This window comes from Streptomyces sp. NPDC048606, from assembly GCF_040650855.1.
Classification (GTDB): Bacteria; Actinomycetota; Actinomycetes; order Streptomycetales; family Streptomycetaceae; genus Streptomyces.
The window spans coordinates 1-12,224 of the sequence record NZ_JBEZIB010000020.1; the positions used below are offsets into that span (position 1 = coordinate 1).

At 67.6% G+C, this 12,224-nt stretch carries 10 protein-coding genes; 4 read left to right on the forward strand and 6 right to left on the reverse strand.

Annotated features, from left to right (window positions below; genetic code table 11):
• Positions 1-488 precede the first annotated feature (488 nt).
• The 3 genes from AB0D01_RS21755 to AB0D01_RS21765 form a co-directional block, all read right to left on the reverse strand.
• Entirely contained in the window at positions 489-1,214 is a 726-nt protein-coding gene (locus AB0D01_RS21755; protein WP_363057623.1) for an ATP-binding cassette domain-containing protein, read from the reverse strand.
• A 35-nt stretch (positions 1,215-1,249) separates the two neighbouring features.
• Entirely contained in the window at positions 1,250-3,367 is a 2,118-nt protein-coding gene (locus AB0D01_RS21760) for a hypothetical protein (RefSeq protein WP_363057625.1), read from the reverse strand.
• Positions 3,368-3,521: 154 nt separating this feature from the next.
• A complete protein-coding gene (locus AB0D01_RS21765) occupies positions 3,522-3,767 on the reverse strand; it encodes a lactococcin 972 family bacteriocin (RefSeq protein ID WP_363057627.1) in 246 nt (81 codons plus the stop codon).
• 822 nt (positions 3,768-4,589) lie between these two features.
• On the opposite strand from AB0D01_RS21765, the gene AB0D01_RS21770 reads away from it, so the two are divergent.
• Positions 4,590-4,898, forward strand: a complete 309-nt coding sequence (locus tag AB0D01_RS21770; protein WP_363057629.1) for a lactococcin 972 family bacteriocin — start codon at positions 4,590-4,592, stop codon at positions 4,896-4,898.
• Between the two features lie 841 nt (positions 4,899-5,739).
• Here the strand turns inward: AB0D01_RS21770 and AB0D01_RS21775 are convergent.
• On the reverse strand, positions 5,740-7,236 hold the full coding sequence (locus AB0D01_RS21775) for a WD40 repeat domain-containing protein (RefSeq protein WP_363057631.1): 1,497 nt from the start codon (positions 7,234-7,236) through the stop codon (positions 5,740-5,742).
• 218 nt (positions 7,237-7,454) lie between these two features.
• Between AB0D01_RS21775 and AB0D01_RS21780 the strand changes: the two genes are divergently transcribed.
• Entirely contained in the window at positions 7,455-7,673 is a 219-nt protein-coding gene (locus AB0D01_RS21780; RefSeq protein WP_363057633.1) for a hypothetical protein, read from the forward strand.
• 285 nt (positions 7,674-7,958) lie between these two features.
• On the opposite strand, the gene AB0D01_RS21785 is transcribed toward AB0D01_RS21780, so the two are convergent.
• The gene (locus AB0D01_RS21785) at positions 7,959-8,366 is read right to left on the reverse strand and encodes a hypothetical protein (protein ID WP_363057635.1); all 408 of its coding nucleotides are present in this window, start codon (positions 8,364-8,366) and stop codon (positions 7,959-7,961) included.
• Positions 8,367-8,422: 56 nt separating this feature from the next.
• On the opposite strand from AB0D01_RS21785, the gene AB0D01_RS21790 reads away from it, so the two are divergent.
• Positions 8,423-10,435, forward strand: coding sequence for a tetratricopeptide repeat protein (locus AB0D01_RS21790; protein WP_363057637.1), 2,013 nt, complete (start codon positions 8,423-8,425; stop codon positions 10,433-10,435).
• Between the two features lie 243 nt (positions 10,436-10,678).
• The gene (locus AB0D01_RS21795; RefSeq protein ID WP_363057638.1) at positions 10,679-11,074 is read left to right on the forward strand and encodes a CPCC family cysteine-rich protein; all 396 of its coding nucleotides are present in this window, start codon (positions 10,679-10,681) and stop codon (positions 11,072-11,074) included.
• A 467-nt stretch (positions 11,075-11,541) separates the two neighbouring features.
• Here the strand turns inward: AB0D01_RS21795 and AB0D01_RS21800 are convergent, their stop codons facing one another.
• Entirely contained in the window at positions 11,542-12,177 is a 636-nt protein-coding gene (locus AB0D01_RS21800) for a hypothetical protein (RefSeq protein ID WP_363057640.1), read from the reverse strand.
• Positions 12,178-12,224: the final 47 nt, after the last annotated feature.

Here is a 12,224-nt window from a genome sequence, read left to right on the forward strand (position 1 = left end):
GTGACTCGCCACCCAACGACGGAGCTGGGCGCGGCTGAACCCCAAGCAGCAGGCACGGCTCGGTGCGCTCGGCGTCACCCCCTCGCGGGTCGTACAGGCCCGTACGGCCTCCACGAAGACCGGCACGGCCAAGCGGGGCCGGGCGCGGTGCAGCGGCCTTCCAGACCGGCATCCAGGCCCTCGCGCAGTACCTCGCCCGGGAAGGGGGCGGCGCTCCGGGGCGCTCCCACGTCGAGCACCTCCCGAACGGGTCGGAGCACCGTACCGGCGTGTGGCTCGCCAACCAGAAACAACGCGACCGACTCGACACCGGCCAACTCCGGGCGCTCGCCGAACTCGGCATCGATTGGGCATGAGTGGCCGATTGCCCACCAGCTCAGTCCGTCCTGCGAAGGACCCCAGCACCTGCCCGGGGTCCGTTCTCGTTTGACGTCTTCATGTGCCGAGCGCACTGGACCGTCTTGCCGAGGCAGTGCGGACAGGGGTGCTCAGACCACGAACCGCGCTCCACGCTCTGGTGCAGGGGCAGCGTCCGCTTCGCCTGCAGCCCGCGCGGAGTGGGCACCGATGTCCGGCGAGCGCCTATCTACTGCGAAGACGGTGTCGCAGCGATCGCGGACGTAGTCGTTGTGGGTGGCGATGACGACGGCGCATCCGGCGTCGCTCATCTCGCGCAGGATGTCCACGACCAAGGTGGTGTTGGTGTGGTCTAGCGCGCCGGTCGGTTCGTCGGCGAGTACAAGTGCTGGCTGCTTGACCATGAGCCGGGCAAGGGCGACACGCTGCTGTTCGCCGCCGCTGAGGTAGTGGATCTTCTCCTTCTCGCGGCCGGCGAGCCCGACACGGTCGAGGGCCTTGGCAATGGTGACGTGGGTGTTGCTCCTGAGCGACCGCCGAGGCTTGACGGCCGTCTCCAGGTTGGCGGCGACGGTGGCGTTCTCGATCAGGGCGTAGTTCTGGAAGAGGTAGCCGAGTACCTCACGGCGGAACCGTCGTGTCTGAGTCGCGTTGAAGCGGGTGATGTCCTTGCCGTCATACAGGATCGCGCCCTCGCTCGGTGCCTCGAGCAATCCGAGGCAGTTGAGGAGGGTGGATTTTCCTGATCCGCTGGGGCCGACCAGGGCTAGCATTTCGCCGCCCTTCACGGTCAGGTTGACATCCGACCACAGGGTCCGTCGGCCGAAGGACTTTGACAGTTTCTCAATGTTGATCACGGTAGTGCTCCTGCGTGAAGGGGTGCGAACGGGGATCATCCTTCGGTGGCCCCTTCCTTGACGATGCGGCGATGGAAGGCTGTCAGCGCGAGGAGCACGGCCCCGACCTCGACTGCGACCAGCCCACTGGTCAGAGTCAGATCCAGGGCGCTGATCTGCACCGGCGGGCTGGGCGCGGGCATCCCCATGGCCGTGTACTCCTCCAGGTCCTGGTTCTGCTGCCAGACCCGGAAGGGCACCCAGCCGGCCAGCAGCATGGCGAGAGCCCCTTCGACCGCGAGCACGGAGCGGTGGCTTGCGGCGAATGTCCATCCGCTGATGTGCTTGACGAAGATGGCCTGGGCGTTCTTCCGCGAGTAGACGATGCTGACGCCGACGCCTGTGATGACGAGCACGATCACGGCTACAGCGAGGTTGAACAGGTACAGCCGGAAGTCGTTGACTGCGTCCCGCATCTGCAGGGCTGCGTTCTGCCCGACGGGCCTGATGGCTATCACATCGTTCTGCAGCTTGTTCTCTTCGATGCCGGCCTGGATGTCGGCAGGGTTGGGGAAGACCACTCCGCCCTGGGTGGCGAACGAGGTGTAGGCGTTGTCGGTGAGATAGGCCGATCCGTTGGGGACCACCAGCAGGACCGCGTCGTCCACGAGGGAGCGGTCCTCCTTGGTGTTGCGGGCGGCGGTGTGGGCTTGGTCGCCGGGGTTGTAGCCGAAGACGCGCTGGCCGCTCTTCGCGGGGAGCGTCTGTACCTGGCTCTGCCGGATTCGCCCCGGGTCCGCCGGGCTCAGGACGCCCGGGATCTCCGCGGCGATGGTCGAGCTGTGCTGGCTGAGGGACTGGGGCACGATGAGCCGTACTGCGTGGCTGTTGGGGCTCTTGCCGTCCAGCGGCGTGGGGGCGTACCGGTTTCCGGTGGGATCAACGAGGGACTGTTCGGTGAGGAAGGTTTCGTTGACGATGAGCATCTCGCCCTGGGGCAGGCCGGAACCGGGCGAGATGTCGTGTAGTTCCCGCCGCCCGGCGACGATGAGTTTGCCCGCCGCGTCGGATTGGCGGAGCCATCCGCCCACGCGTTTTTGCATCTGCTTTATCTCGTCGTCGCCACCCAGGCTGCCGTTCAGTCGGATGGCTGCCGTGTCGCCCACCTTCGCATAGATTTCCCGGCTGTCTTGGCGCGCCAGGATGTCCTGGCCCGCCAGGGCAGCGGAGGTGGCGATGCTGAGGGCGAGCAGCAAAGCAGGGATGCGGACGAGGTAGGCCGAAAGGGATGCTGCCCGGGCGGGGAGTTCGCCCTTGAGGGCACGAAGGACATCGGTCCTGAAGGTGAGGGCGAGCACAGCCGCATGGGTCGCCAGGATCAAGAGGATGAGGACGCCGGCGATGCCCAGAGTCACAGAAGTGAACAGGCCCAGCCACGCGTATCCGTTGTAAAGGCCGAGGAGTAGCAGGACCCCGCTGGCCACCACTGCAGCTGCTATCGCGGCGAACGTCGCGAGCTGTCGCAGATCACGAAGCAGGATGTCGGTGAAGGACTTCCCCTGCAGGCGAAGCACTCCGTATGACTTCGCATTGAGCAGGACACTTGCTCCGGTCATCGTCACGGCGGCGAGAGCAACCACCAGAAGAGACCAGACAAGGACCCCGTCCGCGTAGAAGGGGGTCAGTTCCGCGATAGAGAGCGGGTGGGAGGAAATGGCACGTAGGCCAAGGCTCTTGAACTGGGCCACCAGTGCGGCATCGGACCCTTCCGGGCCGAACACGTAGTAGTAGCCTCGAGGGTCTCGCTGCCCGATATCCGTGAGCGGATGCACCTGGGTCTGATAGTCCCGGCCGAAGGACGGATAGCCCTCCTTCAGCCATGATGCCGCGTCTGAGCCCGGGTCACCGGAAGCGAGATAGAGGTGTCGGAGACCGTCGGGGTCCTTCAGATCGGGCACTTCGCGGGCTACCGAGAGCCTACGGTCGGTGGCGAACGCGGCTACGTCGCGGGCGACTTGCGACCCGCTGGCCGAGTCGTCGGCGTCGAGCACCCAGACCACGGACGAGTGGCCAAGCACCCAGTCCTCGTCCAGCCCCCGCACGAACAGGAACGCCACAAGCGCGGAGAACGCGAATACGGCGGCGTAGATGAATTTGATACCTCGGTGCAGCATCGACTACCTAGTTCGGAGCGCTTGGGGGCATTTCGTGGCACAGCTATGAAAAGCGTCAACCTGAAGTTGACGGGCCTCGCTGGGGGGTGAGGACCGGTCCTCACCCCCCAGCGACAGTCAGGCATCGCTACCTGGAGGCCCGCAGCCTGGATCCTTAGCCGCAGCTGGAACGGAAGTACGACTGGTTGCCCCACAGCGCCTCAGCCGCCGACGCGTAGGACCACTTGCCCGCCGCGACGTCGCCGCTCTGCGCGAAGTACTTGCCCTTCACAGAGGAGCCGTGGCAGTTCTTGCCGTGGTAGAAGTTCGAGTAGACCTGGTCGCTGCTGTTGGTGCCGTAGCTCCACTTGCCGCCGCTGACCTCGACGGTCTGCGCGAGTGCCGGGGTGGCAAGGCCCACAACGATGAAACCGGCCGCGACGGCAGCCTTGATACGGGTACTGACCTGCATGTGTTGCTCCACTCCATCTTCCGGTCACGGGCAGACCGGGAACGAGCACTCATAGTGCAGACACGTAAACCCAAGATCAATAAAATTTCCGGGTATGGCCTAAACCACCCCTGGGCCAGCTGGTGCGTCGACGCCCACGCGCCCTTGGCCCACAAGGGATCGGCGAGTTTCTGCAGGTCAAACGGCCTAGCTCAACGCATGGCTGAGACGTGACGGCGGAATTTTTCGATGCCAGCGGCTCACAAGGTGAGCGCACTCTCTTCCCCGCTCCTCCTTCTGATCGGCCCTCACCGCCGGCCGCCAGATAGAGCCGAGCCGCGGCCAACGCCGACCGTGCGACCGCCGACTTCTGCAACCGCGCACTACGCCTGCTTGACCGTGCCTCGGTGCAGCAGATCCAGCAGTGGGTGAGCTTGAACAGATCTGCCCGGCGACCAGCCGATATGGCTCTGCACCTCTCCATGTCGCACTCGCCGGCCAGCAGGCGCTGGAAGAGGCGTGCCCTCCGGGAGTTGGGGCTAGCAGGTTCTCGGAGCGGCAGCCGGTGGCGGAAGGCCTGACGGATCAGACGTCTTTCAGCCAGCAGTGCCGTGGGAGCTTCGTCCATCTCTGGTGAATTTTGACCCCCACGAAGCCCTTGCGTCCGCAGACCTGCACTCCGTCGGAAGTAGAGGTGCGGTTTAGGCCATACCCGGAAATTTTATTGATCTTGGATTTACGTGTCTGCACTATGAGTGCTCGTTCCCGGTCTGCCCATGACCGGAAGATGGAGTGGAGCAAAACATGCAGGTCAGCACCCGTATCAAGGCTGCCGTCACGGCCGGTTTCATCGTTGTGGGCCTTGCCACCCCGGCACTGGCGCAGACCGTCGAGGTCAGCGGCGGCAAGTGGTTCTACGGCACCAACAGCAGCGACCAGGTCTACTCGAACTTCTACCACGGCAAGAACTGCCACGGCTCCTCGGTGAAGGGCAAGTACTTCGCGCAGAGCGGCGACGTCAAGGCCGGCGTCACGTCCTACGCATCGGCGGCTGAGGCGATGTGGGGCAACGAGTCGTACTACCGCTCCAGCTGCGGCTAGGACCCCAGGCTGCGGGCCTCTCGTCGGCGGCGGCCAGCAGATGCTCTTCAGACGTGGACAGTGAGCACCCTGTTCATGGCCTCGGGCTCGCTTCTTCGCAGAGTGCTGACCACCTCGAAGTAGGCGAGCCCGACGAGGTTTCCGGGCCCGCCTGGCTTCACAGGGAGACTCGCTGACAAAGCCATGTCCCAGTTCTTCACCGTGCAGCGCAGGCTGCTGAGCATACTGACGCAGCACCGGGCCGAACTGGTAGCTGCACCCGCCTCGCAGTGCCGCTGATGCCGGTGGACCTGCGGCCTCGCCGCCTGCCCCGCACTTCGGTGCCGGCGGCCCTGCCCGTAGAATCCGCGGGTGGCCGTCAGGGCCCGGACGCTCCAGCTCGGCGAGCAGGGCATCGTAATAGGCGGTGATCCGGGCGGTCTCCTCGGCGCTCGCGTCCTCGCGCCGCTCCTGGTCATCGAGGCATGCCCGGCGGCGGGCCATCAGCTCTTCCAGACCGCCGGGCGGTCTCCAGCAGGCCCCGGCGGCAGCCGGCCTCCGCCAGCTCCCCCGTCGACGGGCGGCGCACCGCCGTACGATCCTGCGCCGACATCGCCGCCAGCCCCACCCAGCCTCAAAGGCGCGGGCGACAGCGTGCATCGCGACCCGATCGAAGGTACCTCCCCGGGCGGCCGCGCGCCCGACCGGCCGCCTGCCCGGCCGGGAGACGCCGAGGATGAACGCGATCCCCTTCATCCACCCGCAGCCGAACGACAAGACCTTCCACGCCCGGCCGGGGCCAGCGCCCAGACCGCCGCTTCCTCCCGTAGATCTTTCAATGACCGCTTGGATCAGGTGCGGGCTACGGGGTACGGCCGGGAACCACCCACAGCTGCACAACGCCTAAATCGTCGCCGACACGCTCGAGCTCGGCTTCATCTTCGAGTTCGAAGAACCTCTTGTCGAGGCTGGCGGCCGCGAGGAGGGTGCCGTCGGGTGAGAACGCCACCGCGAGCGCCGCATTGTTGCGGGTGACCAAGGGTTCGCCGACAGCAGTGCGGGTGACCGGGTCCCACAATCGCACCGTGCCGTCCTCGGCGCCGGCGGTCGCCAGCAGCGAGCCATCAGGCGAGAACGCCACCGCGAGCACCATGCCGTCGTGGCCGGTGAGAGGGTCCCCGACAGGGGTGCAGGCGACCGGGTCCCACAATCGCACCGTGCCATCTTGTCCGACGCTCGCCAGCAGCGAGCCATCAGGCGAGAACGCCACCGCGAACACCATGCCGTCGTGGCCGGTAAGAGGGCTCCCGACAGGCGTGCGGGTGACCGGGTCCCACAACCGCACCGTGCCGTCCTCGGCACCGGTGACCGCCAGACGAGAGCCGTCAGGCGAGAACGCGAGCCAGTTCGCCTGGCCCTTGGGGCCGACGAGCGGGTCGCCGACCAGGGTGCGGGTGGCCGGGTCCCACAACCGCACCATGCCGGCCTTGTCGCCGCTCGCAAGAAGCGTGCCGTCGGGCGAGAACGCCAGCCCGCGCACCATGTCGGTGTGGCCGGGGAGTGGGTCGCCGACAGGGGTGCGAGTGACCGGGTCACACAATCGAACCAGGCCTTCCTGGTCGCTGCTCGTAAGAAGCGTGCCATCGGGCGAGAACGCCACCCCCATTCCCGCAGCGCTGACTCCGGCGAACGGCTCGCCGACCAGGGTGCGGGTCACCGGGTCCCACAACCGCACCATGCCGGCGTTGGAATGGACGACGCTGGTCGCCAACAGCGACCCGTCGGGCGAGAACGCCACCGCGAACACCACACCGGTCCGAAAGGGCGGCAACTCCAGCACGTCCACCCCGGCCGCGTGCAGGAGCGCCCTGACCGCCAGCGATGATCCCGGCCCCGCCGGCGGACCCCCCTGACGAGGCACGCCGGCCGCCGTGGGACCCGCCGACGCCTCGTCGACCGGAATCGGATCCTGCCCCAGGGAAGCGGAGGCCGAGGCGACGCCGCTTCGGCGGCCCGGACGTAGTTCCGCTGTCACGCGCCACCTACCGCGCCATTCGTCGAGCACGGGGTCGGTGCGGGCCGGGGCGGGGATCTCCTCGCCGTCCGCGTCCCAGGACATCAGGGTCCGAACCAACAGGATGATCTTGTCGACGCCGACGAACCGGGTACCGGCGAAAGCCGAACTCTGCGTGGCGATCGGTAACGCCGCCCCGTTGGGAATCTTCTGCGCCCGCACCGCGATCTGGCGTAGCGAGGGGTCTCCGCGCTCCACCTTCAGCCGGCGCAGATGCGCCGCCTGGTCCGCGAGGCCAGCCTCGAAGGTGACCTCGCCGTGCCCCGCGTCGGTACTGTCGATCACGCCCGTGTCCCCCCTGCCGATCCCTGTTCAGCAGGGTAGGGGGCCGGTCCGCGGAACAGTAGGGCACGTGTGTGAACACCCCGGAACACCCCAGGCAGAAGGCGGCGGTGTTCCGCGGAACAGGCCAGATGTACTGCGGTGAACACCCCCTGATCGACTGTCAACAGATGTGTTCCCTCCATGCAGGTCAACAGCCTGAACGGCTCCAGAGTCGAAGCATGACAACCCACCAGAACAGCCGGCCCACCCCGCCCCCCGCCGACAACCAGGCGTTCCTCCCCCTGCGCACGGCCGTGGTCCTCCTGACCGCACTCGTGCTCGGGCTCATCGTCGGCGCCCTCACCGCCCTCACCGGAACCCACCCCGCCACCGCCGTCATCGCCGGACTCACCACCACCGGCGCCGCCACCGCCGCCCTGCACACCCTCATCCGATAACCACCAAAACAGCACATCCCACAACCCACACGCCCCCGCCACAGGCACCGGCGGGGGCAGCCGTCAAGCACTGCACCGAGACCGGCTCCACCCCGCCAGGCTCCGAACGCCGGGGGGCCTTGTTCACGGATTGTCCTGAAAGTAAACAAAGCCACCAGCTCGACGCGGGCACCGACGATGGCCCGGCCGGGTGACCGCATGTCCGCCAGCGGCCCCCCTCGACCGTACGCCCCCCGCCAATCCACCGAGGGTCACACGACCGTGAGGAGCACCACCTCCTCCGCGCTATATGAGGTCGACGGTCGTGACGCCGCCCTGGCGCTTGAAGTCGATGTCCACCGAACCCGACGGCCGAATGAAGCCCTTCGCCACGAGGACGTCTAAATCCGTGCGGGGAACTCCGAGCCGGCGGGCGGCCTGGTCCGGCCCGAGAGGCACGTACCGATCCAGGAGCGCAAGCAGGTCCCAACGGCGGGCCAAGGCCGCAACCTCGTCCGGGTGGACGTCAGGGAACTCGACCTCGCCACTGAGGTAGACCAACAGGCCCGCGCGGACCAGGTGCCCGACCGCCCCGGCGTCACCCGAGGCCGCCGAAACGGCAACGGCATCCCGAGCGCCTCGCTCAGCCGGTCCGGCGGCTTCGCACTTCCGCCGCAGCCGGCCGCGATGTCCAAGCAGCCAGTCACGCTCCACCTCACAGCCTGCTGGTGCATTGTCCCGTCGCGGGCGGGTCGCATACGGTGATCCACATGTACAGGGGGATGAAGTTGGCGGGCCGCTACCGGCTCGACAGCCGCTTGGGGCACGGCGGTATGGGCGAGGTGTGGGCGGCCTCCGATCTGAGGCTGCGCCGCACCGTCGCGATCAAGATGGTTCTCGCCTCGCATCTGCGTGACGACCGGCTCGCCGCCCAGGTCCTGGCCCGCTTCCGCCGTGAGGGCGAGGCGGCCGCCCGGCTGAACCACCGCAACATCGCCATCGTCCACGACCTGGGCGAGCACCAGGAGACGAGCGCCGACGGGCTGGTGGAAGTCTCCCCGTTCCTCGTCATGGAGTTCCTGGAAGGGCGTGATCTCGCGACGGTCCTGCGCGAGGACCACCCCGGCGGGCTTCCCCCGGAGCAGGTGCTGGAGTACGGCGCCCAGGTGTGCGACGGGCTGGCCGCCGCCCACGCGCAAAACATCGTGCACCGCGACATCAAACCGGCCAACCTCATGCTGCTCGACGACGGCACCGTCAAGATCTGCGACTTCGGGATCGTCCAGATCCAGGACGGCACGATCGGCCTGACCGCGGCCGGAGCGCTGCTCGGCAGCCCCCTCTACATGGCTCCCGAGCAGCTCAGGGGCCAGACACCGACGCACTCGGCCGACCTGTACGCGCTGGGTGTCAGCCTGTACGAGCTCCTCACCGGGCGCCCCCCGTTCACCGCGGACTCCGCGTACGCCGTCATCGCCATGCACCTGTCCACCACGCCCGAACCGCCCAGCACCCACCGGCCCGCCCTACCGCCCGGCCTCGACACCCTCATCACCTCCCTCCTTGGCAAAGACCCCGTCGACCGTCCCCTCACTGCCAAGGAGGTCGGCGCACGCCTGCGCTCGGCACACCTCGTACCCTGGCCAACCACCGGCCCCGCCGCAAAGGCTTGGGAAACCGACGAGGAGCGCCACCGGCGAGCCGCCGCAGCCGGAGACACCGACGCCATGTTCAACCTCGCGCTGCTGCTGACAGAGGCCGGCCGCATCGAAGAGGCGGAAACCTGGTATCGGAGGGCCGCCGGCGCCGGGAACGCCGGTGCCATGAACAACCTCGGAATGCTGCTGGAGGACGCTGGCCGCACCGACGAGGCGGAAACCTGGTACCACAAAGCCGCCGACACCGGAAACTTCAACGCCATGCACAACCTCGGACTGCTGCTGACCGACGCCGGCCGCACCGACGAGGCGGAAACCTGGTACCGCAAAGCCATCGACGCCGGAAACACCGGTGCCATGCACGGCCTCGGACTGCTGCTGGCTGGCACCGGCCGCACCGACGAGGCGGAAACCTGGTACCGCAAAGCCATCGACGCCGGAAACACCGGTGCCATGTACGGCCTCGGACTGCTGCTGGCCGGCACCGGCCGCACGGACGAGGCAGAAACCTGGTACCGGAAGGCCGCCGACGCCGGAAACACCGACGCCATGCACAACCTCGGACTGCTGCTGGAGGACGCCGGCCGCACCGACGAGGCAGAAACCTGGTACCGCAAAGCCGCCGACACCGGACAGATGAACGCCATGAACAACCTCGGACTGCTGCTGACCGACACCGGCCGCACCCACGAGGCAGAAACCTGGTACCGCAAAGCCATCGACGCCGGAAACACCGGTGCCATGCACGGCCTCGGACTGCTGCTGGCCGACACAGGCCGCACCCACGAGGCAGAAACCTGGTACCGCAAGGCCGCCGACGCCGGAAACACCGACGCCATGAACAACCTCGGAGTGCTGCTGGCCGGCACCGGCCGCACCCACGAGGCAGAAACCTGGTACCGCAAAGCCGCCGACACCGGACAGATGTACGCCATGAACAACCTCGGACTGCTGCTGACCGACACCGGCCGCACCCACGAGGCAGAAACCTGGTACCGCAAAGCCATCGACGCCGGAAGCACCGACGCCATGCACAACCTCGGACTGCTGCTGGCCAACACCGGGCGCGCGGCCGAGGCACAAGTCTGGTACCAGCGCGCCGCCAACACCTCTGACGGCACATGACCTTGGAGGCCCCGGAGACACAACAGCGCGGGCCCGCCACCGGGTGGTTGCGGGCCCGCGCTGGGGGTCGCCAGGGGCTGTCAGGCCAGTTGCCTGCGCGTCACAACCCCAGGCCCACCGGATCCCGGCCTACGAAGAGGGCAGAACCCAGAAGCTGATCACGACATCACACAGGCCCTAATATGCGGGTCTCGCTGTCAACCCCCTTGAAAGCAGTTGGGCCTCACGGAGAGGTGAGACAGGATGACGGGCGTGATCCTGAAATACCCCTGCGTGTGCTGCGGCCGATTGACCATGGACGAGCCGCCTGGCTCGTATGAGATCTGCCCGGTGTGCTTCTGGGAGGACGACGTCCTGCAGCTGCGCTGGCCCGACTGGAAAGTTGGCGCCAATCGGACCTCACTGGTCGAGGCGCAACAGAACTACCAGGCCTTCGGGGCCTGTGATGAGCGGTCCGTGGAGCACATCCGCCCGCCCCGGGACGACGAGCCGCAGGACCGGAGCTGGCGGCCCATCGACTCCGAGCACTACCACTTCGAGCCCCAGGGCGTTCAGCTGGCTGCGTGGCCCGACGATCGCACCGTCCTGTACTGGTGGCGCTATCGGAACACGGGTTTCTGGCGTCCTGCGGCCTGCTGACGGTCACCCGGCCTGTTCGTCGAGTCGGGCCAGGAGCCCATCGAAGATCTACTCGCGCGCGATCTGGCCCGCCTAGTGCGCCCTCGCGATCGAAGCGGTCACCGACCACGCCCGCACCCCCTACGGCCCAGGCACCCTCCAACCCGCCACCCTCGCACCCCGCACCCCGCACCCCGCACCCCGCACCCCGCACCCCGCACCCAACGGACCAGCACGCGACAACGCGGCGGCACACGTCCTATACGAGACACTCGGTCGAGCCCTGACGCCTCGTCAGCAGTGACGCGCTAAGCATCACGAGCGTGCCGCGAATCCTGCGCGCCGTCACAGTGCGCCCCACCTCGAAAAGCTCACCCCCTGCTTCCCCACGACGCTGGCAGTGCCGCGCAGAATCAGGCCGGCACGCCACTGCACCTCCGGCCCCGCACCCCGGCGACCTTGCACCCGCCAAACTCTCGACCAGCGGGTCAGGGGTGCTCAGGGCTACAGATCCTGCACAACCGGTACTGCCTGCCGCCACGGGGACCGCAGCGCTCCGCGACCCAGGCCGCGGCCTCGTTGCGGTCGAGGAAGGTACTGAACGCCGCCCATCCGGAGTGCTCCTCGTCCTCGTGGACGAAGGACTTGAGGTCTCGCATCTCGTATCCGCGGATGTGGGAGATGGTGTCGGTGATGTGTGGGCAGTCGGAGCGGTGCAGCCCGTTCCTGGTGACCGCGTACGGATAGGTGAGCGTGTCCGCGCCCTTCGCCTTCTCCACGAGGGCGCGGGCGTGGATCGCTTCGAATTCGGGGCGCCTGGCCCGGCAGCGTTCGCAGTCCCCGTAGCAGCGTGCGGCGGCGTACTCCCGCGGATCCGCCTCGTCGGGGTCGTGGGTGCGGATGAGTTTCGCGGCCGCGGCGGCCAGCGCGTCGCGGGCATCCTTCGCGCTCACCTCTCCGGCCGCGACAAGGTCGAGGAGCTGGATCACGACCGGTGTCTCGACTTCCGTTCCCCAACCGTCGACCCAGCGGCGTTCGGGGGCGTACTGCGTGCCCCAGGTCCACCGGGTGGCGACCAGGGTGTGCGCCTTGACGGTGATGTCCATCCGCCCGAAGGCCCCCATGGTCGTTCCTCCTGCACTCTCCGGTGATCCCCCGCGACTGATCGGTC

Coding starts and splice junctions, on each gene's coding strand:
- AB0D01_RS21800 (WP_363057640.1), bottom strand. CDS start 12,177: ATGGGGGCCTTCGGGCGGATGGACATCACCGTCAAGGCGCACACCCTG.
- AB0D01_RS21760 (WP_363057625.1), bottom strand. CDS start 3,367: ATGCTGCACCGAGGTATCAAATTCATCTACGCCGCCGTATTCGCGTTC.
- AB0D01_RS21795 (WP_363057638.1), top strand. CDS start 10,679: ATGACGGGCGTGATCCTGAAATACCCCTGCGTGTGCTGCGGCCGATTG.
- AB0D01_RS21780 (WP_363057633.1), top strand. CDS start 7,455: ATGACAACCCACCAGAACAGCCGGCCCACCCCGCCCCCCGCCGACAAC.
- AB0D01_RS21790 (WP_363057637.1), top strand. CDS start 8,423: ATGTACAGGGGGATGAAGTTGGCGGGCCGCTACCGGCTCGACAGCCGC.